Consider the following 25,016-nt stretch of genomic DNA (forward strand, 5'->3'; position numbering starts at 1 on the left):
GTCGGCGCTAGTCGACCAACAGCACGTGCAAGGTCCGCGGACCGTGCACGCCCTCGACCCGGTCGAGCTCGATGTCGCTCGTGGCACTGGGACCGCTGATCCAGGTCTGCGGTCGCGCGGGGTCGAGAAACAGTACGGCGTCGGGCACGTCGGCCACCACCTGGGTCGCCTCCACGATGCACACGTGCAGATCCGGCAGCAGGCTGATCGCCCTCCGTCCCTGCTTGGAGTCGTGGTCCAGCACCACGGTGCCCGTCTCGGCGATCCCGACCCGGGCGCGCGTCACCACGGCCTCCAACGCATCGAGCTCGGCGTGGCTGAGCCCGTCGTCCACCACCGCATTCGGTACGGCGATGCCCAGATCCGGGGGCACCACGGCCCGAGCGCCGCCGAGCGCGTCGGCGACGGCGGCCTCGAGGTCGCCGTACCCACACCGGGTCACCTTCGCGCGGTAGTCCTCCACCCGCTCGGCGAACAACTCCAAGCGGGACCGGTCGGCCGGCGCCGCGTCAACACGCGCCGACTGGGCGTCAACTGGCGCCGGCTCGCGGTCAACAAGCGCCGACTCGGGGCGAACAAGCGCCGACTCGCGGGAGAACCAGGAGCGGAAGGGCTCCGTGGGCGGGGCGGGGAGGTCGCGCGCGTTCGTCCACGCCGAGGCGCCGGGGAGACCCGGGACGCCGGAGAGGGCGGGGCGGCCGCCGGGCAGCTCGGAGCGCGCGAGCCGGGCGAGCACCCGCCCCGAGAGCCCGGAGGCGCGCTCGACCCAGCCAAGGCGGGAGGCGTCGGAGAAGGCCCACGCGGCGGCGCGCATCGCCAGCGCCTCCGGCTTCGGCAGCCGGTCCCCGCGGTGGGCGTCCACCACCTGCGCGCGCAGGTCGACCAGCACCGACGGGATGTCTATCCGCACCGGGCACGCCTCGAAGCACGCGCCGCACAGGGAGGAGGCATAGGGCAGTGAGTCGGTCTGCGGGTCAGTGCCGACGCCCTTGAGCAGCGGGTTGAGGATCGCGCCGATCGGCCCGGGATAGACCGACCCATAGGCATGTCCGCCCGTCCGCTCGTAGACCGGGCACACGTTCAGGCAGGCCGAGCAGCGGATGCACCGCAGCGCCTGCCGGCCGACGGGGTCCGCCAGCGCGCGCCGCCGCCCGTTGTCCAGCAGCACGACGTGCACCTCCTGCGGCCCGTCGCCGGGCGTCACGCCGGTCCAGGTGGAGGTGTAGGGGTTCATCCGCTCCCCGGTCGAGGAACGCGGCAGCAGCCGCAGGAAGTCCCCCAGGTCGTCGAAGGTCGGCAGCACCTTCTCGATCCCGACGACGGAGACGAGGACGTCGGGCAGGGTGAGGCACATCCGCCCGTTGCCCTCCGACTCCACCACCACGAGCGTCCCGGAGTCGGCGATGGCGAAGTTCGCACCGGAGACCGCGACGCGGCTGCGCAGGAACTTCTCGCGCAGGTGCAGGCGGGCTGCTCCCGCCAGGACGGCCGGCTCGTCGGTGAGATCAACCGGCGCGGGTCGGCCGGCGCGAGCCATCTGGTGCAGGAAGATCTCCCGGATCTCCGCGCGGTTGCGGTGGATCGCGGGCACCAGGATGTGGCTGGGCAGGTCGTCGCCGAGCTGCACGATCAGCTCGGCCAGGTCGGTCTCCCAGGCCGCGATCCCGTCGGCCGCGAGCGCCTCGTTGAGCCCGATCTCCTGGGTGGCCATCGATTTGACCTTGACGACCTCGTCCGCCCCGTGGTTGAGGGCGATCCGCGCCACAATGGCGCACGCCTCGGCCGCGTCGGCGGCGGTGTGGACGACGGCTCCTCGCTCCTCCAGCCGCGCGGTCAGGGTGGCGAGGTGCGCGTCCAGGTCCGCGAGTACGGCGTCCTTGGTCGCCGCCCCACGCAGGCGCAGCTCCTCCCAGTCCGGCACCTCGGCGACGACGGCGGCCCGCTTGGCGCGGATGATGCCGGTGGCGTGCGCGAGGTTGTGCCGCAGCTGGGTGTCGGCGAGGGCCGCCCGCGCGGCGTCGGGGAACGGCGGCATGCCCAGGAACGTGCCGCTCATGCCGGCTCCTCGGTGTGGGCGAGGACCTCGGCGAGGTGCATCGTCCGGATCCCGGCGCGCTGCCGGGCGGCGAGACCGCCGATGTGCATGAGGCAGGAGGCATCCCCGGCGACCAACACCTCGGCGCCGGTCTCTCGTACGTGCCGCACCTTGTCCGCGCCCATCGCCACCGACGTGTCGGCGTTCTTCACCGCGAAGGCGCCGCCGAAGCCGCAGCACTCCTCGGCCGCGGGCAACGGACGCAGCCGCAGCCCGCGCACCGCCTCCAGCAGCCGCCGCGGCCGGTCGCCGACCCCGAGCATCCGCAGCGAGTGGCAGGTGGGGTGGTAGGTGACGTCGTGCGGGAAGTACGCCCCCGTATCCACGACGCCGAGTACGTCGACCAGGAACTCGCTCAGCTCATGGACCCGCGGGCCCACCTCGGCCACCGCCGCGGCCAGGCCGGGGTCGGCGCCCCGCCGCGCGACCAGCCCGTGCTGGTGCCGGGCGCAGCCGACGCACGAGCCCGACGGCGCGACGATGGCGTCGTACCCCTCGAAGGCGCGGACGAACGTGCGCACCACCGGCACCGCCTCGTCGACGTACCCGGTGTTGATCATCGGCTGCGCACAGCAGGTCTGGGCCTCGGGGAAGTCGACGTCCACCCCGAGCCGGCGCAGCAGCACGACCGTGGCGCGGGGTACGTCGGGGAAGAGGGCGTCCCCGAGGCAGGTGGCCATCAGCGCGACCCGCATGCCACCTCCCACCGCTCGTCCGTCACGCACCCAGTGTCGCTGGTCAGCTTTCCGTGGTCGAGCTGCCTTCGGTGGTCGAGCTTGTCGAGACCACGGTCCGCTCGGTGGTCGAGCCCGTCGAGACCACCTGTGATCGGTGGTCGAGCTTGTCGAGACCACGGCCGGCCGTCGGTGGTCGAGCTGCCTTCGGTGGTCGAGCTGCCGTCGGTGGTCGAGCTTGTCGAGACCACCTGTGATCGGTGGTCGAGCTTGTCGAGACCACCCCCGTGACGCGGTTTGACGCCTGTTACCTGATCGTGACCCGGATCGGTGTGGATGAGGGTCGTTTGCCGGGTGGGAGTGTCGGTGCCGCCTGGAAGAGTCCGGGTATGTCGACCAAGCCGCTGCATCCGAGCCACCCGGTGGCCGCTGCGGTCGCGCGCATCGAGACCGAACTCTCGCAGGCGGCCGGGGTGCCGGTGTGGTCCATGGCCGCGGGCGAGGCCGGGGAGGTGTTGGAGGCGTTGACCCGGGCCCGGGCGCAGACCGATGCGCTGTTGTTGCGGGTGCTGCGGCACGCCGAATCGGTCGAGACCGGTCTGGAGACTGGGGCGACGTCGACGACGAACTGGTGGGCCCACCGGATGCGGATGGTCCGCCCCCAGGCGCACGCCTTCCGCCGGCTCGCGACCCAAGTCGAGGCTCACCCCGCGGTTGCCGAGGCGTTGGAGTCGGGTCGGATCCTGACCGACCAGGCACGCGCGATCACCGACGCCCTGGAGCAGGTGCCCGCCGATGCCGAGGCGTGGGTGCTGCCCGCCGCCACGCAGCGGATGCTGGACCTCGCGGCCGACCACGACGCCAAAGACCTCCGCATTCTGGGGCGGCGGCTGTTCGAGGTGATCGACCCCGCGACCGCGGACGCCGAAGAAGCACGACGACTCGAGGCCGAAGAACGCGCCGCACGGGAGCGGGTCGGGTTCGGGATCCGGGACGCCGGTGACGGCACCATGCGGGGCTGGTTCACCCTCCCGACCGCCCAAGGAGAGATGCTGCGCCGCCAGGTCCACGCCATCGCCTGGTCCAAACACACCCACCCCACCACGCCGGTGACCGAGCAGACCAACGCCGCCGCGGCCGACGCGGACGCCGCGGACGGTGCGGTCGACCCGGTCCAGGCCCAGCGGCACCGGCCGCTGTCGCGCACGGGACTGGGTGAGGCGTTCTGCGAGCTGATCGAGTCCCGCCCCGCCGACACCCTCCCCACCAGCGGCGGGATCTCGGCGACCGTGGTGGTCACCATGGAGCTGGAGACCCTGCTGGGCGGGTTGAAGGCAGCATCCCTGGACACCGGGTCCACGATCACCGCCGCCCAGGCCCGGCGCCTGGCCTGTGAGGCCGGGATCATCCCGATCGTCCTCGGCGGAGGCTCCGTGGTGCTCGACATGGGCCGCCGGCGCCGGTTCCACACCCCCGCGCAACGGATCGCCATGGGCGTCCGCGACGGCGGCTGCTCCGCCGCGGGCTGCGACATGCCCGCCGACAAGTGCCAGGCCCATCACGAGACACCGTGGTCGAAGGGCGGCTCCACCAGCGTCAAGGACGGCCGGCTCTACTGCCCCTCCCACCACCAGATGATCCACGACCCCGCCTACCAGCACCACCTCGACAAACACGGCAAAGTCCGCTTCACCCGACGCACGTGAGCAGCCACCTGCCGACGAAGACTGGTCTCGACCAGCTCGACCACCGAGAGTGCTGGATGGTCTCGACCAGCTCGACCACCGATGAGTCCGGCTCGACCACCGGCAGGCCTGGGTGGTCTCGACGAGCTCGACCACCGGAGAGCCGCCCCTGCGGTGAAGACCTCCCGGTCGTGTGCAGAAGTGCACCCGACCGGACGGCAACCGGGTGCACTACCCCCACCCATGGTCGATTCTTCACGCGAGCCCGGGGTCTCGACCAGCTCGACCACCGATGAGTCCGGCCCGACCGCCGAGAGTGCTCGGTGGCCTCGACGGGCTCGACCAGCGAGGGCCGGTCAAGAGGCGGCGATGCCGCAGTAGTTCTCCGCCAGCCCGGCGGCCCCGGCGGGCGAGCTCGCGACCCACCGCAGCTGCGACTGCTGCAGCTGGGCGTCGATGGGGTCGCCCGAGGTGTGCAGCATCGTGGTCATCCACCAGGAGAAGTGCGTGGCCCGCCATACGGCCCGGAGCGCGGCGTCGGAGTAGGCATCGGCCTGGGCGTGGTCCCCCCGGAGCATCGAGACCAGCGCCGGCGCGAGCAGCGCGACGTCCCGGATCGCCAGGTTCAGCCCCTTCGCCCCCGTGGGCGGCACGATGTGCGCGGCGTCCCCGGCGAGGAACAGCCGGCCGTGCCGCATCGGTGAGGCGACGTGGGACCGCATCGGCAGCACGCTCCTCTCCGTGATCGGGCCGGTTGCGAGCGTCCAGTCCACGCCCTCCCCGAGCCGGCGGGCGAGGCTCTCCCAGATCCGGTCATCGGACCAGGAGTCCACCGACTCCCCGGCCGGCACCTGGAGATAGAACCGCGACACCTCGTGCGAGCGCATCGAGTGCAGCGCGAACCCCTCGGGGTGCCAGGCATAGATCAGCTCATCGGTCGACGGCGCGACGTCCGCCAGCACCCCGAGCCAGGCATAGGGATAGACCCGCTCCCACGTCTCCCGCGCGCTGTCGGGTACGGCGTGCCGGCTCGGCCCGAAGGAGCCGTCGCAGCCGACCACCACGTCGGCGTCCAGCCGTTGCTCCCGCCCGTCGGCATCGGTCCACGACACCCACGGCCGCTCGGTCTCCCCGTCGTGCACGGCGGTGTCGGCGATCCCGTAGACCAGCTCCTGTCCGGCCGCCTCCCGTGCCGCCACCAGGTCCTTGGTCACCTCGGTCTGGCCGTACACCCACACGCTGCGCCCGACCAGGTCGACGAAGTCGACGTGGTGCCGCTCCCCCGGCCACTGCAGGTGGATGCCGCGGTGCTCCATGCCCTCGCGGTGCAGCCGCTCCCCCAGGCCCGCGCGGTCGAGCACGTCCACCGAGCCGGCCTCGAGGATCCCCGCGCGGATGCGCGCGAGGACGTACTCTTGCGACCGCGTCTCCAGCACCACCGACTCGATCCCCTCGGCGGCGAGCAGGTGGGAGAGCAGCAGGCCGGCGGGGCCGGCGCCGACGATGGCGACCTGGGTGCGCATCCGCTCAGTCAAGCGGCGGGCGAGACCCGCGACCACACGGCGATTTCACTCAGCGGAAGTGACCAGCGAGCGGCCGATCCCCTGCGCGGCCACCTGCAGCGCGGCGACCAGCCGCGGCCGGTCCCGCTTGAGGCTGGGCACGACCAGGCCGAGCGAGGCGACGACGGTCCGGCCCACCCCGTGCACGGGCACGGCGACCGAGCACGCCCCCAGGCTCATCTCCTCGTGCGTCTGCGCATAGCCCTCGGTCCGCACCCGCGACAGCTCGCGGCTCAGCCGGCCCGGCTGGGTGACGGTGTACGGCGTGACCCGCGTCAGGTCCGCCAGCACCGAGGCCACCAGTTCCTCGGGGGCGTAGGCGAGCAGCACCTTCCCCACCCCGGTCGCGTGCAGCGGGAGTCGCGTGCCCACCGTGCTCACCACCGGCACCGAGGCGCTTCCCGAGATCCGGTCGACGTAGAGCGCGCAGTCGCCGTCGCGCACCGCCAGGTGCACGGTCGCCAGGGTCGCGGCGTGCAGGTCGCTGAGGAACGGCGAGGCCACCTCGCGCAGACCCGACTGGGCCGGCGCCAGCAGGCCGAGCCGCCACAGCCGCCGGCCCACGACGTACTTCCCGTCGCCGCGGCGACGGACGAAGCCGGCGGCGGCCAGCTCGCCGACCAGCCGGTGCGTCGTGGCCAGGGGCAGATCGGCCCGGGTCGCGATCTCGGTCAGCGTGAGCCGGCGGTGCTGCTCGTCGAAGGCGGAGAGGACCGCGAGGACCCGCGACGTGACCGAGGCTCCCGGGGTGCCGACGTTGCCCGCCACACCGCGCTCCTTCCACTGAACGGAAGACGAGTGTACGACCGCCGAAGCGCCGACACCTAGGGTCGGCCCATGGCGAACCCCAGCACCGACCCGGACGCGGCCGCCGCGAGCCAGGCGGAGGTCGACGCGGAGATCCGCGGCATCCGCGAGTCCTACGAGCGCGTCCGCGAGGAGGGCGGGGACGGCACCGAGGAGACCCAGCCGCGGCTGGACTACCCGCCGTACCGCTCCAGCCTGCTGCGCCACCCCACCAAGGACCCGCACCACGCCGACCCCGAGGGCGTCGAGCTGCTCGCCCCCTGCTTCGGGCACAGCGATGTGGACCCGGTCGAGGCGGACCTGACCATCCAGCACAGCGGCGATCCGATCGGCGAGCGGATGGTGATCACCGGCCGCGTCCTCGACGGCGACGGTCGTCCCGTGGCCGGGCAGCTCGTGGAGATCTGGCAGGCCAACGCCGCGGGACGCTACATCCACCAGCGCGACCAGCACCACGCGCCGGTCGACCCGAACTTCACCGGCGTGGGCCGCTGCCTCACCGACGCCGACGGCGGCTACACGTTCACCACGATCAAGCCGGGCCCCTACCCGTGGAAGAACCACCACAACGCCTGGCGTCCCGCCCACGTGCACTTCTCGCTCTTCGGCACCGACTTCACCCAGCGGATGATCACCCAGATGTACTTCCCCGGCGACCCGCTCTTCGACCTCGACCCGATCCTGCAGAGCATCGTGGACCCGCGGGCGCGCGAGCGGCTGGTGGCGACGTACGACCACGACGTGACCAGCCACGAGTGGAGCACCGGCTATCGCTGGGACATCGTGCTCACCGGCGCCCACCGCACCCCCCTGGAGGCCGAGGATGACTGAGCCCCGCGACCTGGCCCCGACGCCGGGTCAGACGATCGGCCCGTTCTTCGGCTACGCCCTGCCCTTCCCCGGCGACCACGTCCTCGCCCCCGCCGGTCACCCCGACACCGTGCGGCTGCGCGGCCGCGTGCTCGACGGCGACGGCGCCCCGGTGCCCGACGCGCTGCTCGAGCTGTGGCAGGCCGACCCCGAGGGCCGGCCGGTCCAGCGCGAGGGGAGCCTGCGCCGCGACGGCGCCACCTTCACCGGCTGGGGCCGCGCGTCCACCCGCACCGACGGCGGCTACGACTTCGTGACACTGCGTCCGGGCCCGGTGGACGGCGGCGCGCCGTTCTTCGCGCTCACCGTCTTCGCCCGCGGGCTGCTCAACCGACTCTTCACCCGCATCTACCTCCCGGGGTACGGCGACGCCCAGGCCGCCGACCCGCTGCTCTCCGGGCTGCCCGAGGACCGGCGACGCACGCTGCTCGCCCGCGAGGAGGACGGCGACCTGGTGTGGGACCTGCGCCTGCAGGGCCCGGACGAGACGGTGTTCCTCACCTATCCGCGACACCGGTCATGATGGTGCCGTGAGCCTGTTCCGGTCCGGTGCGGCAGCCGCCGCGGAGGTGATGACCGACGAGGCGCTGCTGCGCCGCCTCGTCGAGGTGGAACAGGCCTGGCTCACCGTGAGGGGGTACGACGCCCGGCTGGGCGCCCTGCTGCGCGACGGCGACGCCGAGCGGCTGGGCGAGCAGTCGGCGGCGGGCGGCAACCCGGTCATCCCGCTGGTACGCCTGCTGCGAACCCGGCTCGAGGAGGCCGGGGCCGCCGACGCCGCCGCGGCACTGCACCGGGGGCTCACCTCGCAGGACGTCATGGACACCGCGCTGGTCCTGTGCGCCCGCGACGGCGCCCGGCGGGTGCTGGCCGACCTGGCCCGGCAGGCCGGCCGCTGCGCGAGCCTGGCCGAGGAGCACCGGGCCAGCGTGCGTCCGGGACGCACTCTCACCCAGCACGCGGTGCCCACGACGTTCGGCCTGGTCGCGGCCTCCTGGCTGACCGGTCTCCTCGATGCCGCGGACGACCTGCGCAGCGCCGTCGACCGGCTGCCCCTGCAGCTCGGCGGCGCCGCCGGCACGCTGGCCGGGGTCAGCACCCAGGGCGACCCGGCGACGCTGCGCGCCCGCCTGGCGCGGGAGCTCGGGCTCGCCGAGGCGCCGCCCTGGCACACCACCCGGGCCCCGGTCACCCGGCTCGGCGACGCGCTCGTCGGCTGCCACGACGCGTGGGGCCGGATCTCGAACGACGTACTGCTGGGCAGCAGGCCCGAGGTCGGCGAGCTCCGCGAGGGCGCCGGCGGCGGCTCGTCGACGATGCGGCACAAGCAGAACCCGGTGCTGTCGGTGCTCGTGCGGAGCGCGGCCATCGCGGCCCCGCCCCTCGGCGCCACCCTGCATGCCGCGGCGGCCGCCCAGGTGGACCAGCGCGCCGACGGCGGCTGGCACGCCGAGTGGCCGGCCCTGCAGGAGCTGGTGCGCTCCTCGGTCATCGCCGGCGCCCAGACCGCCGACCTGCTGGAGGGCCTGCGGGCGGACCGGGGCCGGATGGCCGCGAACGCCGACGCGGCCGCCGAGGACCTGCTCGCCGAGGCCCGTTCTCTCGGCGTGGAGACGACCGACCCGCGGGCCTACCTCGGCGAGGCCGACGCGATCATCGACGCCGCGCTCGCGCGGGCCAAGGAGGACCGATGAGACTGACGCTGACCGAGCTGGGCGGCGACCCCGAGGCCCCGCTGATGGTGCTGGGCCCCTCGCTGGGCACGTCCGCGCGCTCGCTGTGGACCGGCGTCGCGGGCGACCTCAGCGACGACTTCCGGGTCGTCGGATGGGACCTGCCCGGCCACGGGGACAGCGAGCCCGCGCAGGACTTCGACGTCGCCGGTCTCGCCGCTGCGGTGGTCGCCGCGGTGGACGAGCTCGCCCCCGGGCAGGCCTTCCACTACGCCGGCGACTCCCTCGGCGGGGCCACCGGGCTGCAGCTGCTGCTCGACCACCCCGACCGGGTGCGCACGGCCACCCTCATCTCGACCGGCGCGAAGATCGGCACCTCCGAGAGCTGGGCCGAGCGCGCCGAGCTCGTCCGCCGCGAGGGCACGGGGGCGCTGGTCGAGGCCACGCCCGCCCGCTGGTTCGCCGCCGGGTTCACCGAGCGAGCGCCCGCGATCGCCGAGGACCTGCTGGCGGCGCTCACGGCGGCCGACGGGCCGTCGTACTCCGCCGCCTGCGAGGCGCTGGCCGCCTTCGACGTGCGCGACCGGCTCGCCGAGATCGCCGTCCCCGTCCTCGCCGTGGCCGGTGCGGAGGACGTCCCGACGCCGCCCGCCTCGCTGCGGCACATCGCCGACGGCGTGCAGCACGGCGAGCTTGCCGTCCTCGACGCCGCGGCGCACCTGCCACCCGCCGAGCAGCCCGACCAGATCGCCGCGCTGATCCGCGAGCACGCCGAGACCGCCGAGCCAGCGACGCGGACCGGGCGACAGGTCCGCGCGGCGGGGATGAAGGTACGCCGGGAGGTGCTCGGCGACGAGCACGTCGACCGCGCCTCGGCCGCGGCGACCGACCTGACCGCGGAGTTCCAGGACCTCATCACGACCTACGCCTGGGGCGAGATCTGGACCCGGCCCGGCCTGGACCGGCGCTCCCGCTCGATGATCACGCTCACCGCGCTGATCGCGCGCGGCCACCACGACGAGCTCGCGATGCACGTGCGCGCGGCCCGCCGCAACGGGCTGAGCGTCGCCGAGATCGGCGAGGTGATCCTGCAGTCGGCGATCTACTGCGGCGTCCCCGACGCCAACACCGCCTTCAAGATCGCCCAGCAGGCGCTCGCCGACGACGACGCCTGACGCCGGTCACGTTCCCGCGGGCGCGAGCACGATGTCGAAGCGGGCACGCGCCCAGTCCCGGTCCGCGAGGTCCCGGCCGTCCGGGGTCGGCGTCCCGGCGGGCTGGGGCTCGAAGTCCGTGACCAGCGACTCCTTCACCCCGAACACCGAGTCGGAGTCGAGGTGGTCGTCGCCACGCACGAAGATGTGCGTCACCAGGGTGCGCAGGTCGTCGGCGGTGACCATGAAGTGCAGGTGCGCGGCCCGCATCGGCGACCGACCGGTCGCGTCGAGCAGCCGGCCGACCGGCCCGTCGTCGGGGATCGGGTACGGCGTCGGGGTGACCGCCCAGAAGCGGAACCCCCCGTCCTCGTCGGTGAAGAGGTGGGCACGGCCGGCCACCCGCTCGTCGGCGTACTGCACGTCGTAGAAGCCGTCCTCGTCGGCCTCCCACACCTCGACCCGGGCGCCGGGGACCGGGTCGCCGTCGACGGTCCGGACCGTCCCCTCGACCCAGCACGGCTGCCCCGGCGCGCCGCCGGCCATGTCCCCGCCGAGCTCGATGCCCGGGGAGTCCTCGACGAAGAACGGGCCGAAGACCGTCGCCTCGGTCGCGTCGGCGTAGGCCTCGTTGTTGATCGCGATCGTCTGCATCGAGGCGCCGAGGACGTCGGAGAGCAGGATGAACTCCTGGCGCTTCTCGTCGGTGATGTCGCCGCAGGCGGTGAGGAAGTCGATCCCAGCCTTCCACTCCTCCTCGGTGAGCCGGACCTCGCGGAGGAAGGCGTGGAGGTGCCGCACGAGCGAGTCCATCACCTCGTGGACCCGCGCGTCCGCGGTGCCGGCGAGCGAGCCGCGCACCCGCTCGACCAGGTCCTCCTCGACGGCGACCTGCTGGTCGTCGGACTGGTGGTTCATCGTGGATCCGTCCCTTCCCATGCATCGTGGAGCAGGCGCTCCAGCTCGTCCCGGCCCACGGGGGCCGGGTTGGACGCGGGGACGACCGGGAGGATCGCCTCGGCCGCGTCCGGGATGTCTGACTCGCGCAGGCCCAGGTCGCGCAGAGCCCCTGGCGCGCGCACCCGGCGGCGGAGCGCCTCCAGCCCCGCCACCGCCGTGTCGGCGTCGAACACGTCGGCCAGGCGCCGCTCCGCGTCGGGCGCGAACGGCGCGTTGAGGGCGAGCACGTGCGGGAGTACGACGGCATGGGTCGGCGCGTGCGGCAGGTCGAACCGGCCGCCGAGCACGTGGCAGATCTTGTGGTGCAGGCCGGAGCCGGCCGAGGTGAACGCCACCGCGGCGAGGTAGGCGCCGTACAGCAGCCCCTCGCGCCCGGGCATCGCCTCCGGCTCGTCGGCGACTGCGGGCAGCGCGGACACCAGGCCGCGCGCGCCCTCGAGGGCCAGCGCCGCGTTGATCGGGTCCGCCCGCGGCGCCCAGAGGGCATCCACGGAGTGCGCGAGCGCGTTGAGCGTGGAGGCGACCGTCAGGTCGACCGGGAGGGAGAGCGTCAGCCCGGCGTCGTAGACCACCGACCGCGGCAGCACCCGCGCGTCGACCCCGGTGGTCTTCGTTCCGTCCTCGGTCATCCCCCAGACGTCGGTCGCCTCGGAGCCGGCGTACGTCGTCGGCACCGCGACCACCGGGAGCCCGGAGGTCAGCGCGACAGCCTTGCCGAGCCCGGTCGCCGAGCCGCCGCCGATGGTGAGGACGACGTCCGCCCGGTGCTGCCGGGCGACCTCGCGGGCCCGCTCGGCGACGGGCACCGGCACGTGCATCGCCACCTCGTGGTGGGAGACGACCACCGGCACGTCCGCCGCGATCCGTGCGGCGTCCTCCGCCTCGCGGTCACTGGCGATCAGCATCACCCGGCGGCCGTCGAGCTCCGCGACCTCGGCGGCCACGCCCGCGGCCGCCTGCCCGGGGGCGAACCGCACCCGCTGGGGCAGCGTCTGGTGCACGAACTCCATGCCTCACCCCTCCCCGGCGCGGCCGAGGAGCGAGGTCAGCGCGTCCCGCAGGGCGCCCGCGGGGTCCTCCGGCAGGCTCATCGACCGCCACCCGATGTGCTTGTCAGGACGGACCAGGAGCACGCCCTCCTCGCCGACCTCGCGCTGCTTGGCCCAGTCGTAGTAGAGGTCGTTGACCGCCCGGCCCGGACCGATGACCACCGTCTCCAGCGGCACCCCCAGCTCCTCGGCGACCGCCGCCCCGGCCTCGGCCCACGCCTCGCCGGCGATGCCGGTGATGAGGGTGAAGCGGTCGTAGGGAGCCAGGTCCATCGCGGCCCGGCGGTGCAGCGAGTCGCCGACCCAGGCGTGCGGCAGGTGGCTGCCCGGCACGGTCGAGACCTGGTGGTAGAGATCGGGGTCCCGCGTCGGTGCGGGCAGCTCGCTGCCGTCGGACACGATCGCGGAGGACTCGTAGAACTGCCCGAGGTCCACGCCGTGGGCGTTGAACTCGTAGTTCTTCAGCTCCATCGCCTTCACCAGCGCCTCGCGCTTGGCCGCGCCGGCCGGGGTGTTGGCCTTGCGCTCCTCGAGCTGGCGGAGCATCTCCTCCTCGGTCTCGGCGTCGGTGACGCCGAGCGCGGAGAAGAGGTCCGCGAACTCCCGGCTGGACTTGTTCGCCCGCTTCACGATCCGCTCGGCGACCGGCGCCCGCTCGTCGGTGTAGGTGTCCAGCAGGGACGGGTCGGCGTACCCCCTCAGCACGGCGGCCAGCTTCCACGCGAGGTTGTAGGAGTCCTGCACCGAGGTGTTCGAGCCCAGCCCGTTCGACGGCGGGTGCCGGTGCACGGCGTCGCCGGCGCAGAAGACGCGGCCCTGCTGCAGGCGCGTCGCATACATCTCGTTGTTGCCCCACAGGGAGTAGCCGGTGATCTCGACGTCGAGGTCGGGCATGCCGAGCAGGTTGCGCACGATCTCCACCGCGGCCTCGTCGTCGACGTCCGGCGGCGGGCCGGCGATGTCGTAGCCCCACACGATCAGCCACTCGTCCCACGGCCGGACCATCCGGACCAGCCCGGCGCCGATGCCGCCGACGTTGGAGCCCGGCTGGATCACCCAGTAGAGCACCGAGGGCCGGTGCTCGCAGTAGGCCGCGATGTCGGCCTTGAAGGTGATGTTCATCGAGCCGGCGATGTCCATCGCGCCCTCGTAGGGCAGCCCGAGGTCGGCCGCCACCTTGCTCCGCGCCCCGTCGGCGCCGATCAGGTAGCGCGCCCGGATCGTGTACTCCTCCCCCGTGAGCCGGTCGAGCACGCGGACGGATACCCCGTCCTCGTCCTGCTCGTGGGAGAGGTACTCGGTGGAGAACCGGGCGTGCGTGCCGCGCTCGGTGGCGTTGCGCACCAGGATCGGCTCCAGGTAGGTCTGCGGGATGTCGACGACCAACGACGGGGAGGCGAGTTGGTAGTCCGCCTCCCGGGCGGGATGGGTCCCCCACGTCCGGATCCGGCCGATCTCCTCCCCCGCGATCGCCGTGCAGAACACCGTGTCCCCGACCAGCGCGTGCGGGGTGGCGTCGGCGAGGACCTGCTCCTCGATGCCCATGTCGCGGAAGATCTCCATCGCCCGCTGGTTGGTGATGTGCGCCCGCGGGGTGTTCGCGGTCCAGCGGTACTTGGTGATCATGATGTTCGGGATGCCGAGGGTGGACAGGTAGAGCGCGGCGGAGGCGCCCGCCGGCCCCGAGCCCACCACCAGGACGTCGGTCTCGACGACTCGGGAGTCGGGCAGCTCGGTCTCGGTCTGGCCGTCATCGAACGCGGGCATGGCTCACCTTCCCCGACCGGACCCTCGCCGGCCTCTGCGCCGAGTGTTCGCCGTCACACGCCGCGGATCGAGGGATCGGCGGGTTCTCGTCCGATCCCGGCAAGAGCGGCCGGTTCAGGACAGCCGGGCGAGACCGCGGCGTACGTCGCCCGGGCGCTCGCCGTACCGCTCGACGAACGCGCGGGAGAAGTGCGACGCCGAGACGAAGCCGCTGAGCCGGGCGATCTCGGCGATGTCCAGGTCCGCGGTCTCCGGCCGCTCGAGCTGCCGGCGGGCGAGGTCCAGCCGACGGCCCAGGATGTGGCGCGGGACGCTCTCGCCGGCGTCGGCGAAGACCCGCGAGAGGTGCCGGGGGCTGACCCCGACGGCGTCGGCCACGCGCGCCGCGGACAGGCCGGGGTCGCGCAGGTGCCGGTCGATGTAGGTGCGTGCGGCGACCAGGTGCGCCGACGGGGTCGCCTCGCCCCGGCCGGCGACCACCGCGGTCAGCAGCTCCAGGAGGAAGGCCTCGTCCGCCGGGGCCGGGTCGGTGTCGCGTACGGCGCCTCCGACGTGCCGGGCGAGGGCGTGGGCGAAGGAGTCGCGGCCGGACCCGAAGTCCACCGTCACCGGCGCCTCCAGGTCCCCCACCCCCGTGGCCTCGGTGAAGACCTCCCGGGGCACCTTGAGCACCAGCTCCTCCAGTCCCTGGGAGAAGCCGCGCAGGAACGGCCGGTCGGCGTCGCAGATCAGCGCCTGACCCGGCTGGGCCGTGCGCGCGCCGTCCTCGTCGTAGTAGAACGCCTGCCCCGACAGCCCGAAGTAGACGGCGATCGCCTCAGTGGGCCGGCGCCGCACGCAGTCGGCGTCGCGCTCCACGACGTGCGAGGTGCCGCTGACGCGGGCCAGGTGCAGGCGGTCGAGCTGGAGGTTGGTCTCCGTCGCCTCGAGCTGCTCGCCGGACAGCGTGCGGCAGCGCAGGCCGATCAGGGCGTCCTCGTTGTGCCCCTCCCACCGCTCGATGCGCTGCTCGTCAGGCATCCCCTCGGTCGTGAAGGACACCGGTGCAGGCTGGGCTGTGACCTGCGTCATCCCGCGAGTCTAGCCAGCGGCGCCGCGCGCACCCTCGGACGCGATGGCGACGACCGCCTCCGCGACGGCGGCCACCGCGGGGGCCAGCGGTCCGGCCGGGGTGGCGAGCCGGAGGTCGACGTACCGCTCCTCGGCGAGCGGGACGTAGCGCACGCCCGCCACGCTGAGGCTGCGCACGGGCTCGGGCACCAGCGCCACCCCGGCGCCGGCGGCCACGAAGACCACGATGGTCGCGGTCTCCTGGACCTCCAGCACCGACGGCGGGCGGAAGCCGGCGTCGCGGCAGACGCTGAGGACGACGTCGTGCATCGCCGACCGCTCGTGCGCGGGGTAGGTCACGAACGGCTCGTCGGCCAGCGCGGCGGGCTCGATCGCGTCCGCGTCGGCGAGCGGGTGGTCCTCGGGTACGGCGACCACCAGCCGCTCGCGCCGCAGCCGGCTGACCGCGACCCGTGCCCCCTCGGGCGCCTCCCCCCGCAGCACGGCGAGGTCGAAGCGTCCCTCCTCGACCCCCTCGAAGAGCTCCGGCGCCAGCAGCTCCCCGCGCAGGTCCAGGTCGATCCGCGGGCGCTCGGCCCGCACCCGCTGCGCGACCCGCGGGAGGACGTCGTACGTCGCCGTCCCGACGAACCCGACCGAGACCCGCCCCAGCCGCCCGGCGGCCACGAGGGCGGCGTCCGCGTCGGCGCTCTCGGCCGCGGCCAGGAGCCGGCGGGCGTGCACGAGCAGCGCCCGGCCGCCGTCGGTCAGCTCGACCCGGCGGGTGGTGCGGTCGAAGAGGGCGAAGCCGCACTGCCGCTCCAGCTTGGCGACCTGCTGCGAGACCACCGACTGGGCAACGTGCAGCCGGGCGGCCGCGCGACCGAAGTGGCCCTCGTCGGCGACGGCGGCGAAGTAGCGGGCCTGGCGGACCTCCATCCCGCCATTATTCACTGTTGACGATCGATTCTGCACAACTGTGCGTTGGACCCGAAGATTGGGCCGCACTACTGTCGAGTCCATGACCGACGCCTACCTCTACGCCTCCGTGCGCACCCCGTTCGGGCGGTACGGCGGCGCCCTCGCCGACGTCCGCCCCGACGACCTGGGGGCCGTGGCTCTCGGCGCCGTCGTCGAGCGGGTCCCCGGCCTCGAGCCTGACCTCGTCGGCGACGTGATCTTCGGCAACGCCAACGGGGCGGGCGAGGACAACCGCAACGTCGCGCGGATGTCCGCGCTGCTGGCCGGCTTCCCCGTCTCGGTGCCCGGCGTGACCGTGAACCGCCTCTGCGGATCCTCGCTGGAGGCCGCCATCGCGGCCTCGCGGGCCGTGGAGACCGGCGACCACGAGGTCGTGCTGGCCGGCGGGGTCGAGTCGATGACCCGCTCGCCGTGGGTGGTGCCGAAGCCGTCGCGCGCCTTCCCCGCGGGCAACACCGAGCTGGTCTCGACCGCGCTCGGGTGGCGGCTGGTCAACCCGCGGATGCCCGAGGAGTGGACGGTCTCGCTCGGGGAGGCCAACGAGCAGCTGGCCGAGAGGTTCGGGATCTCCCGGGAGCGGCAGGACGAGTTCGCGGTCCGCTCGCACCGGCTGGCCGCCCAGGCGTGGGACGAGGGCTTCTACGACGACCTGGTGGTGCCGGTCCCGGGGAGCGACCTGACCCGCGACGAGGGCATCCGCCCGGACTCGTCGACGGAGAAGCTGGCCGGCCTCAAGCCGGTCTTCCGCAAAGACGGCTCCATCACCGCGGGCAACGCATCTCCCCTCAACGACGGGGCTTCCGCGCTCGTGATCGCCTCCGGCGAGGCCCCGCTGGGCACCGAGCCGGTCGCCCGGATCGCCGGTCGCGGAGCGCACGCGCTGGAGCCGCAGATGTTCGGCTACGCCCCCGTGGAGGCGGCGCAGAAGGCGCTGGACGCCGCCGGCGTCGGCTGGGCCGACGTCGGCGCGGTGGAGCTCAACGAGGCCTTCGCTGTGCAGTCGCTGGCCTGCGTCGACGCGTGGCTGGACCGCGGCCTGCGCGACCCCGAGTTGGTCAACTCCCGGGGCGGGGCGATCGCGATCGGGCACCCGCTGGGCGCCTCCGGAGGCCGGGTGCTCGGCACCCTCGCCAAGGACCTGCGCGAGCGCGGCGAGCGCTGGGGCGTCGCCGCGATCTGCATCGGCGTGGGCCAGGGCCTGGCGGTCGTGCTGGAGAACCCGGCGACGGGGGCACCGTGATCGAGGTGGCGGCCTCGCCGGACGAGGCGGTGCGGGGGGTCGAGGACGGCTCGACCGTGCTGATCGGCGGCTTCGGGCGCGCCGGGCTGCCCTTCGCCCTGATCGACGCGCTGCGCCGTACCGGCGCGAAGGACCTGACCGTGGTCAACAACAACGCCGGGAACGGGGACACCGGCCTGGCCGCCCTGCTGGCCACCGGGGCGGTGCGGAGGATCATCTGCTCCTTCCCGCGGCAGACCGACTCGTGGGTCTTCGACGGGCTCTACCGCGAGGGCCGGATCGAGCTCGAGGTGGTGCCCCAGGGCAACCTCGCCGAGCGGATCCGCGCGGCCGGGGCCGGCATCGGGGCCTTCTTCACCCCCACCGGCGCGGGCACGCTGCTCGCGGAGGGCAAGGAGACCCGGGAGATCGACGGCCGGCTACAGGTCCTGGAGTACCCCATCCACGGCGATGTCGCACTGATCCGTGCGCACACCGCGGACGAGGCGGGCAACCTGACCTACCGCAAGACCGGCCGGAACTTCGGGCCGATCATGGCCTCGGCCGCCGCGACCACCGTGGCCGAGGTGACCCGGGTGGTGCCGCGCGGCGACATCGACCCCGAGTCGGTGGTGACGCCCGGGATCTTCGTGGACCGGGTCGTGGTGGCCGACCCACCGCCGGTGGAGAACCAGGAGCCCGAAGCATGAGCGAGCGACTGACCCGTGACGAGATGGCCGCCCTGGTGGCCGCGGACATCCCCGCCGGGGCCTACGTCAACCTCGGCATCGGCCAGCCCACGCTGGTCGCCGACCACCTGCGACCGGAGCAGGACGTCACCCTGCACACCGAGAACGGGATGCTCGGGATGGGCCGCGCCGCCCACCCCGACGAGGTCGACCCCGACCTGATCAACGCGGGGAAGGTCCCGGTCGTGGAGACCCCCGGCTGCTCCTACTTCCACCACGCCGACTCCTTCGGGATGATGCGCGGCGGCCACCTGGACGTCTGCGTGCTCGGCGCCTTCCAGGTGGCCGCGAACGGCGACCTGGCCAACTGGCACACCGGCGCGCCCGACGCGATCCCGGCCGTCGGCGGCGCGATGGACCTGGCGACGGGGGCGAAGTCCGTCTTCGTGATGATGAGCCTGTTCGCCAAGGACGGCTCGCCGAAGCTGGTCCCGCAGTGCACCTACCCGCTCACCGGGCTGGGCTGCGTCTCGCGGGCCTACACCGACCACGGCGTCTTCGAGATCGCCGACGGTGTGGTGCGGGTGCGCGACCTCCGCGGGATCACCCGCGACGAGCTGGCCGCGCGCCTGGACGTCCCCCTGACCGACTGAGCCACGCCGGCCCGCTCCGGCTCGCGCACCTCGGTCGACTCAGTCGACGACGAGGCGCTCGCCGTCCCAGCGGCAGGCGGTAAGGTCGGGGACCACGGCGTCGACGTCGTAGTCCCGCGTGGCCTCGCCGACCCCGATCACCCGGCCGACCCCGGCGGCGCGGGCCGCGAGGATGCCGTTGCGGCTGTCCTCGAGCACGACCGCGTCGGCGGGCTTCGCGCCGAGCAGCCGGGCGGCGGTGATCCACCCCTCCGGCTCGGGCTTGCCGAGGGTCACGTCCTCGGCGGTGAGCAGCACCTTCGGGATCGGGATGCCCGCGGACGTGAGCCGGGCCAGCCCCAGCGCGTGCGTCGCGGAGGTGAAGATCGCCGCGCGGTCGGCTGGGATCGAGTCGAGCAGCTCGACCGCCCCGGGGATCGGCCGGAGGTCGTGACTGCCGGCGAGCTCGATCTCGACGATCCGCTCCAGCCCCTCGGCCCGCTGCTCGGGCGGCAGCAGCACCTCCATGCTCATCCACGCGGGGCGCCCGTGGATGCCGCCGAGCACCTCGGCCGGGTCCAGGCCGTACTCCTCCGACCACTGCGTCCAGGCACGGTCGGTGACGTCGAGGGAGTCCACCAGGACCCCGTCGTTGTCGAACAGCACGACCTCGTTCACGCTTCCTCCTCACGCCGGCGCGCGAAGAAGTCTCGCAGCAGCCCCGACGCCTCCTCCGAGCGCACCCCGGCGACCACCTCGGGCCGGTGGTTGAGCCGGCGGTCGCGCACCACGTCCCACAGGGATCCGACCGCTCCGGCCTTCTCGTCGAAGGGGCCGAAGACCACCCGCTCCACCCGGGCGAGTACGGCGGCCCCGGCGCACATGGTGCACGGCTCCAGCGTCACGACCAGGGTGTGCCCGTCCAGCCGCCACTCGCCCCGACGCCCGGCAGCGTCCCGGAGTGCCACCACTTCGGCATGCCCCGTCGGGTCGGCGTGGGCCTCGCGCAGGTTGCGCCCCCGGCCCAGGACCTCGCCGGCGGGGTCGAGCACGACGGCGCCGATCGGCACGTCGCCGGTGGCCAGCGCGGCCCGTGCCTCGACGAGCGCCTCGTCCATCGCCGGGCCCCAGCGGAGCTCCGGCCTCACGCGGTCTCGAGCCCCACGGCCTCGTCGAAGAGCTCGCCGAAGCCCAGGCCGGCGGCCACCTCGGAGAGCACGTCGTCGGGGACCAGGTCCTCGTCGTCGAGCAGCTGGGCGAGCTCGACGGCGTCGACGCCGAGGTCGTCGACCAGCTCGAGGTCGCCGGCCGGCACGGGGTCGTCGTCGTCCTCGGGCAGGGGCAGGCCGAGGCGCTCCACGACGTCCTTGGCCAGCGGCCACTCGTCGGCGGCGGTGACGTCGGAGAGCAGCAGCCGCGCGTCCTTGCCCTCGACGCGGGCGAGCACGAAGAACGCCTCGTCGATCGCCACGACCCCGAGCACGTCGTCGGCACACTGACGCAGCGCGGCGAGGAAGGTGTCCAGGTCGGTGACATGGTCCGGCGAGATGTCCGCCAGCTCCCACTCCTCGTCCTCGACCGGGTAGGCCGCGAGGGCGTAGTCGACCTCGATGCCGGCCGGTCCCCCCAGCTCGTCGCTGCTCACGGCTCCAGCGTGACAGACGCACCCCACCGCCACCAGTGGTTTGCCGCTGCTGGGGCGCGGGAGGCTAGGACAGGGCGAGCACGCGCCGGATGCCCTCCGCGATCTCATCGAGCAGGTGCCCGGGCACCTGCCCCGCCGGGTGTGGGTCCAGGTCCCGCCGGTCCAGCGTCACCAGCGCCGTCACGTTGGCCACCGAGTCCCTCGACAGGCCGGTTGCTGCCGTCGGGAGGAACACATTGCCGGGCATGGCGGCCAGAGCGGTGTTGGACGTCACCACCACCGCGATCGTCGTGGCCAGCCGACTCCGGTTGAAGTCGTCGGACTGGATGATGACCACAGGTCGGCGCTTCGCCGGCGCGCTACCCCCGTCGGGCCGCCCGAGGTCGACCCAATGGATGTCCCCGCGCCTCACCACTCCTCGTCGCCGTCCGCCACCACCCGGCGCCCGGCGCTCGCCGCGTCGCCGGTCGCGTGGTCGGCGTTCGCCACTTCGACCACGGCGTCGATGGCCGCTGTCAGGTCACCCGCCTCCAGCTCGTCGAGATAGCGCTCGACCGCGGTGGCGTAGAGCTGCGACCGGTTGAGGCCGTGGCGCTGGGCCGCGCGCTCGGCGCGCTCGAAGGTGCGATCGGGGACGGAGATGGCAGTCTTCACCGCACTAGTATAACCCGGTATAACCATCGGGCTCCAGGCCAATCTCGCCCGACGACGCGACCCCCTAAGGTTCTCCCCATGCGCACCCTCGTCGTGGACCACCCGCTCGTCGCCCACAAGCTCACGGCGCTGCGCGACGAGCGCACCTCCTCGCCGGAGTTCCGCCGGCTCACCGACGAGCTGGTGACGCTGCTGGCCTACGAGGCCACGCGCGACGTTCGGGTCGAGGAGTACGACGTCCGCACGCCGGTCGCGCCGATGACCGGCACCCGGCTGTCCACACCGCGCCCCCTCGTGGTGCCCATCCTCCGCGCCGGTCTCGGCATGCTCGACGGGATGATGCGGCTGCTGCCGACGGCCGAGGTGGGCTTCCTCGGGATGGTGCGCAACGAGGAGACGCTGGAGGCGACGACGTACGCCGAGCGCCTTCCGCAGGACCTGTCCGGCCGGCAGTGCTACGTCGTCGACCCGATGCTCGCCACCGGCGGCACGCTTGCGGCGGCCATCCGGTTCCTCGTCGATCGCGGCGCGGACGACATCACCGCGATCTGCCTGCTCGCCGCGCCGGAGGGGCGGGACAACCTCGAGGCGGGCCTGGAGGGCGTCGACGTCCCGGTCACGGTCGTCACCGGCGCCATGGACGAGCGGCTGAACGAGAAGGGCTACATCGTGCCCGGCCTGGGCGACGCCGGGGACCGGCTCTACGGGCTCGCGGAGTAGCACCGCGGGGTGACCCACCCCACGTGGGACACCCCCACAACCGGCTCGGTCTCTTGTACGTTGACCCTGCATCCTGCCCCGGACAACGGAGTCCGCGGCCGCAGACACTGCCGTGACCCCGAGCCTCAGGAGCCGCCGTGCGCATCGGCATCCCCCGCGAGTCCAAGTCCGGTGAGACCCTCGTCGCCGCCACCGTCAAGACCGCCGAGCAGCTGCAGAAGCTCGGCTACGACGTGGTCGTCGAGGCGGGTGCCGGCGAGCAGGCCGACCAGCTCGACGACGCCTTCGCCGCCGCCGACGTCCGCGTGGGCGACGGCGGCGAGGTCTGGGACAGCGACATCGTCGTGAAGGTCCAGGCGCCCACCGACGAGGAGATCGGCCGGCTGCACCGCGGCGCCACGGTCGTCTCCCTGATGGCTCCCGCGCGCTCTCCCGAGCTGATCGAGAAGCTCGAGGCCGCCGGCGTCACCGCGCTCGCGATGGACGCCGTCCCCCGCATCTCCCGCGCCCAGTCGATGGACGTGCTCTCCTCGATGGCCAACGTCGCGGGCTACCGCGCGGTGATCGAGGCCGCGCACGTCTTCGGTCGGCAGTTCACCGGCCAGGTCACCGCCGCGGGCAAGGTCCCGCCGGCGCGGGTCTTCGTCGTCGGCGCCGGCGTCGCCGGGCTCGCCGCGATCGGCACGGCGGGGTCCATGGGCGCGGTGGTCCGCGCGTTCGACGTACGCACCGAGGTGGCCGAGCAGGTCGAGTCGATGGGCGCGGAGTTCGTGGTCGTGGACATGGAGGTGGAGAAGTCCGCCGACGGCTACGCCAAGGAGATGACGGCCGAGCAGGAGGCCGCGACGGCGCAGATGTACGCCGAGGAGGCCGAGGCCGCGGACATCGTCATCACCACCGCTCTCATCCCGGGACGACCCGCGCCGAAGCTGATCGACGCCGCCACCGTGGCGAAGATGCGGCCTGGCTCGGTGATCGTCGACATGGCCGCCGCCAACGGCGGCAACGTCGAGGGCACCGTCGCCGACGAGCTGGTCGTGACCGACAACGGCGTGACCATCATCGGCTTCACCGACCTCGCCTCGCGGCTGGCCGCGCAGACCTCCCAGCTCTATGGCACCAACATCGTCAACCTGATGAAGCTGCTCACCCCGGAGAAGGACGGGCAGCTCACGTTGGACATGGACGACGTCGTCCAGCGCGGCATCACCGTCACCCGCGACGGGGAGTCCATGTGGCCGCCGCCGCCCGTGCAGGTCTCGGCCGCGCCAGACCCCGAACCGGCGAAGGAGCCCGAGCCGGAGGAGCCCCCGAAGCCGCCGGACCCGCGGAAGAAGGTGTACGCCGCCGCGCTGGGCGCGGTGGTCTTCGCACTCATCGCGGCCGTCAGCCCGCCGGAGTTCCTCTCCCACTTCACCGTCTTCGCCCTCGCGGTGTTCGTGGGCTACTACGTGATCTCCAACGTCGCGCACGCCCTGCACACGCCGCTGATGAGCGAGACCAACGCGATCTCCGGGATCATCCTGGTCGGCGGGATCCTGCAGGTCGGCAGCGACAACCCGTTGGTCGCCTCGCTCGCCGTCGTCGCCGTGCTGGTCGCCTCGATCAACATCTTCGGTGGCTTCCTGGTGACGCTGCGCATGCTCGAGATGTTCCGGAAGGACTGACCCGATGACCGACATCCTGCAGTCCGAGCGCCTGGACGGCCTGGTCCAGGGCGCCTACGTCATCGCCGGCGTGCTGTTCATCTTCGCCCTCGCCGGCCTGAGCAAGCACGAGACCGCCAAGCGCGGCAACGTCTTCGGCATGGTCGGCATGGTCATCGCGCTGGCCGCGACCATCGTGCTGGCGCTGCGGCAGACCGAGCTGCCGGGCTACACCGACTCCGTCGGCCTCACGGCCCTGCTGATCGCCGTACCCATGGTCGTCGGCGGCCTGATCGGCGCCTGGCGCGCCCGCACGGTCGAGATGACCGGCATGCCCGAGCTGGTGGCGATGCTGCACAGCTTCGTCGGCCTCGCCGCGGTGCTGGTCGGCTTCAACTCCTTCTTCGAGCCCGGTGAGGAGAAGACCGGGGCGATGGAGCAGATCCATGCCGTCGAGGTCTACCTCGGGGTCTTCATCGGCGCGGTCACCTTCACCGGCTCGATCGTCGCGTTCCTCAAGCTGAGCGCCAAGATGAAGTCCAAGCCGTTGACGCTGCCCGGTCGGCATCTGCTGAACCTGGGGATCATCCTGGTCTCGATCGGCCTGATGGTCTGGTTCATGTCGGCGCACTCGGTGATCCCGCTGATCATCATGACGGTGCTCGCGCTGATCCTCGGCTTCCACCTGGTGGCGGCGATCGGCGGTGGCGACATGCCGGTCGTGGTGTCGATGCTCAACTCCTACTCCGGCTGGGCCGCCGCGGCCGCGGGCTTCATGCTCAGCAACGACCTGCTGATCATCACCGGCTCCCTGGTCGGCTCCTCCGGTGCGATCCTGAGCTACATCATGTGCAAGGCGATGAACCGCTCGTTCGTCTCCGTCATCGCCGGCGGATTCGGCTCCGACGGCGCGGTCTCGGGTGAGGAGCGCGACTACGGCGAGCACCGGGAGATCATGGCCGACGCCGCCGCCGAGCTGCTGGGCGACGCGAAGTCGGTGGTCATCACGCCCGGCTACGGCATGGCCACCGCGCAGGCGCAGTACGCCGTCGCCGACCTCACCGCCAAGCTGCGGGCCAAGGGGGTCGACGTCCGTTTCGGCATCCACCCGGTCGCCGGACGGCTGCCGGGGCACATGAACGTGCTGCTGGCCGAGGCGAAGGTGCCCTACGACATCGTGCTCGAGATGGACGAGATCAACGACGACCTCCCCGAGACCGACGTCGTCCTGGTCATCGGCGCCAACGACACGGTCAACCCGGCGGCGGTCGAGGAGCCCGGCTCCCCGATCTCCGGCATGCCGGTGCTGGAGGTGTGGAACGCCAAGGACGTGATCGTCTTCAAGCGGTCCATGGCCACCGGCTACGCCGGCGTGCAGAACCCGCTGTTCTTCCGGGAGAACACCCGGATGCTCTTCGGGGACGCCAAGGAGCAGGTGGAGGCGATCACCCGCGACCTGTGAGGCCGTCGATGAGGGCAAGCAG

Annotated in this window: 24 protein-coding genes and 2 pseudogenes; 11 read left to right on the top strand and 15 right to left on the bottom strand. The window is 73.1% G+C overall.

The window, feature by feature from the left end:
• Positions 1-7 precede the first annotated feature (7 nt).
• The 3 genes and pseudogenes from K8W59_RS20490 to K8W59_RS17550 all read right to left on the bottom strand — a co-directional run.
• Positions 8-592: pseudogene (locus K8W59_RS20490) on the bottom strand (LutC/YkgG family protein); the annotation flags it as partial.
• 318 nt (positions 593-910) lie between these two features.
• Positions 911-2,056, bottom strand: a pseudogene (locus K8W59_RS20495) (lactate utilization protein B); the annotation flags it as partial.
• Complete coding sequence (locus tag K8W59_RS17550; RefSeq protein WP_223396244.1) at positions 2,053-2,790, bottom strand: (Fe-S)-binding protein; 738 nt, start codon at positions 2,788-2,790, stop codon at positions 2,053-2,055. The pseudogene K8W59_RS20495 and the gene K8W59_RS17550, both read right to left, overlap by 4 nt.
• A gap of 368 nt (positions 2,791-3,158) precedes the next feature.
• On the opposite strand from K8W59_RS17550, the gene K8W59_RS17555 reads away from it, so the two are divergent.
• The gene (locus K8W59_RS17555; protein WP_223396245.1) at positions 3,159-4,475 is read left to right on the top strand and encodes an HNH endonuclease signature motif containing protein; all 1,317 of its coding nucleotides are present in this window, start codon (positions 3,159-3,161) and stop codon (positions 4,473-4,475) included.
• 335 nt (positions 4,476-4,810) lie between these two features.
• Here K8W59_RS17555 and K8W59_RS17560 read toward each other — a convergent pair whose 3' ends face one another.
• On the bottom strand, positions 4,811-5,977 hold the full coding sequence (locus K8W59_RS17560; protein WP_223396246.1) for a 4-hydroxybenzoate 3-monooxygenase: 1,167 nt from the start codon (positions 5,975-5,977) through the stop codon (positions 4,811-4,813).
• A gap of 45 nt (positions 5,978-6,022) precedes the next feature.
• Entirely contained in the window at positions 6,023-6,784 is a 762-nt protein-coding gene (locus K8W59_RS17565) for an IclR family transcriptional regulator (RefSeq protein ID WP_223396247.1), read from the bottom strand.
• Between the two features lie 69 nt (positions 6,785-6,853).
• Here K8W59_RS17565 and pcaH point away from each other — a divergent pair, with 69 nt between their 5' ends.
• The 4 genes from pcaH to pcaDC are packed head-to-tail and all read left to right on the top strand — an operon-like array spanning position 6,854 to position 10,541.
• The gene (gene pcaH / locus K8W59_RS17570) at positions 6,854-7,654 is read left to right on the top strand and encodes a protocatechuate 3,4-dioxygenase subunit beta (protein ID WP_223396248.1); all 801 of its coding nucleotides are present in this window, start codon (positions 6,854-6,856) and stop codon (positions 7,652-7,654) included.
• The gene (pcaG, locus tag K8W59_RS17575) at positions 7,647-8,216 is read left to right on the top strand and encodes a protocatechuate 3,4-dioxygenase subunit alpha (RefSeq protein ID WP_223396249.1); all 570 of its coding nucleotides are present in this window, start codon (positions 7,647-7,649) and stop codon (positions 8,214-8,216) included. The genes pcaH and pcaG overlap by 8 nt, the downstream gene beginning before the upstream one ends.
• A gap of 7 nt (positions 8,217-8,223) precedes the next feature.
• Positions 8,224-9,387: a lyase family protein gene (locus K8W59_RS17580; protein WP_223396250.1), complete on the top strand. Its 1,164-nt coding sequence runs from the start codon at positions 8,224-8,226 to the stop codon at positions 9,385-9,387.
• A complete protein-coding gene (gene pcaDC, locus K8W59_RS20500; RefSeq protein WP_223396251.1) occupies positions 9,384-10,541 on the top strand; it encodes a bifunctional 3-oxoadipate enol-lactonase/4-carboxymuconolactone decarboxylase PcaDC in 1,158 nt (385 codons plus the stop codon). The genes K8W59_RS17580 and pcaDC overlap by 4 nt, the downstream gene beginning before the upstream one ends.
• A 6-nt stretch (positions 10,542-10,547) precedes the next feature.
• On the opposite strand, the gene K8W59_RS17590 is transcribed toward pcaDC, so the two are convergent.
• The 5 genes from K8W59_RS17590 to K8W59_RS17610 form a co-directional block, all read right to left on the bottom strand.
• The gene (locus K8W59_RS17590) at positions 10,548-11,438 is read right to left on the bottom strand and encodes a dioxygenase family protein (RefSeq protein ID WP_223396252.1); all 891 of its coding nucleotides are present in this window, start codon (positions 11,436-11,438) and stop codon (positions 10,548-10,550) included.
• Complete coding sequence (locus K8W59_RS17595) at positions 11,435-12,490, bottom strand: maleylacetate reductase (protein WP_223396253.1); 1,056 nt, start codon at positions 12,488-12,490, stop codon at positions 11,435-11,437. The genes K8W59_RS17590 and K8W59_RS17595 overlap by 4 nt, the downstream gene beginning before the upstream one ends.
• Before the next feature lie 3 nt (positions 12,491-12,493).
• Positions 12,494-14,296, bottom strand: a complete 1,803-nt coding sequence (locus tag K8W59_RS17600) for an FAD-dependent oxidoreductase (protein ID WP_223396254.1) — start codon at positions 14,294-14,296, stop codon at positions 12,494-12,496.
• Between the two features lie 114 nt (positions 14,297-14,410).
• On the bottom strand, positions 14,411-15,367 hold the full coding sequence (locus K8W59_RS17605) for a helix-turn-helix domain-containing protein (protein WP_223396255.1): 957 nt from the start codon (positions 15,365-15,367) through the stop codon (positions 14,411-14,413).
• 9 nt (positions 15,368-15,376) lie between these two features.
• Complete coding sequence (locus K8W59_RS17610; RefSeq protein ID WP_223396256.1) at positions 15,377-16,285, bottom strand: LysR substrate-binding domain-containing protein; 909 nt, start codon at positions 16,283-16,285, stop codon at positions 15,377-15,379.
• Positions 16,286-16,367: 82 nt separating this feature from the next.
• Here K8W59_RS17610 and K8W59_RS17615 point away from each other — a divergent pair, with 82 nt between their 5' ends.
• The 3 genes from K8W59_RS17615 to K8W59_RS17625 are packed head-to-tail and all read left to right on the top strand — an operon-like array spanning position 16,368 to position 18,888.
• Positions 16,368-17,567 (top strand): thiolase family protein, encoded by a 1,200-nt coding sequence (locus K8W59_RS17615; RefSeq protein ID WP_223396257.1) that lies wholly within the window; start codon positions 16,368-16,370, stop codon positions 17,565-17,567.
• Positions 17,564-18,256, top strand: coding sequence for a 3-oxoacid CoA-transferase subunit A (locus tag K8W59_RS17620; protein WP_223396258.1), 693 nt, complete (start codon positions 17,564-17,566; stop codon positions 18,254-18,256). Before K8W59_RS17615 ends, K8W59_RS17620 begins: the two co-directional genes overlap by 4 nt.
• Positions 18,253-18,888 (top strand): 3-oxoacid CoA-transferase subunit B, encoded by a 636-nt coding sequence (locus K8W59_RS17625; protein WP_223396259.1) that lies wholly within the window; start codon positions 18,253-18,255, stop codon positions 18,886-18,888. The genes K8W59_RS17620 and K8W59_RS17625 overlap by 4 nt, the downstream gene beginning before the upstream one ends.
• 39 nt (positions 18,889-18,927) lie before the next feature.
• Here the strand turns inward: K8W59_RS17625 and K8W59_RS17630 are convergent, their stop codons facing one another.
• From K8W59_RS17630 to K8W59_RS17650, 5 genes are all read right to left on the bottom strand, one after another.
• Entirely contained in the window at positions 18,928-19,545 is a 618-nt protein-coding gene (locus K8W59_RS17630; protein WP_223396260.1) for an HAD-IA family hydrolase, read from the bottom strand.
• Entirely contained in the window at positions 19,542-19,985 is a 444-nt protein-coding gene (locus K8W59_RS17635) for a nucleoside deaminase (RefSeq protein ID WP_223399894.1), read from the bottom strand. Before K8W59_RS17635 ends, K8W59_RS17630 begins: the two co-directional genes overlap by 4 nt.
• A 26-nt stretch (positions 19,986-20,011) precedes the next feature.
• Entirely contained in the window at positions 20,012-20,512 is a 501-nt protein-coding gene (locus tag K8W59_RS17640) for a tRNA adenosine deaminase-associated protein (protein WP_223396261.1), read from the bottom strand.
• Positions 20,513-20,576: 64 nt separating this feature from the next.
• Complete coding sequence (locus K8W59_RS17645) at positions 20,577-20,924, bottom strand: type II toxin-antitoxin system PemK/MazF family toxin (RefSeq protein WP_317846285.1); 348 nt, start codon at positions 20,922-20,924, stop codon at positions 20,577-20,579.
• Positions 20,921-21,166 carry a ribbon-helix-helix domain-containing protein gene (locus tag K8W59_RS17650; RefSeq protein WP_223396263.1) on the bottom strand — a complete coding sequence of 82 codons (246 nt, stop codon included), beginning with the start codon at positions 21,164-21,166 and terminating at the stop codon, positions 20,921-20,923. The genes K8W59_RS17645 and K8W59_RS17650 overlap by 4 nt, the downstream gene beginning before the upstream one ends.
• Positions 21,167-21,244: 78 nt before the next feature.
• On the opposite strand from K8W59_RS17650, the gene upp reads away from it, so the two are divergent.
• The 3 genes from upp to pntB all read left to right on the top strand — a co-directional run bounded on the left by upp (position 21,245) and on the right by pntB (position 24,994).
• Entirely contained in the window at positions 21,245-21,886 is a 642-nt protein-coding gene (upp, locus tag K8W59_RS17655; RefSeq protein WP_223396264.1) for a uracil phosphoribosyltransferase, read from the top strand.
• Positions 21,887-22,023: 137 nt separating this feature from the next.
• Positions 22,024-23,553, top strand: a complete 1,530-nt coding sequence (locus K8W59_RS17660; RefSeq protein WP_223396265.1) for a Re/Si-specific NAD(P)(+) transhydrogenase subunit alpha — start codon at positions 22,024-22,026, stop codon at positions 23,551-23,553.
• Between the two features lie 4 nt (positions 23,554-23,557).
• Positions 23,558-24,994, top strand: coding sequence for a Re/Si-specific NAD(P)(+) transhydrogenase subunit beta (gene pntB / locus K8W59_RS17665; RefSeq protein ID WP_223396266.1), 1,437 nt, complete (start codon positions 23,558-23,560; stop codon positions 24,992-24,994).
• Positions 24,995-25,016 lie beyond the last annotated feature (22 nt).

Origin of the sequence: Nocardioides rotundus (assembly GCF_019931675.1) — a bacterium.
Taxonomy (GTDB): domain Bacteria; phylum Actinomycetota; class Actinomycetes; order Propionibacteriales; family Nocardioidaceae; genus Nocardioides; species Nocardioides rotundus.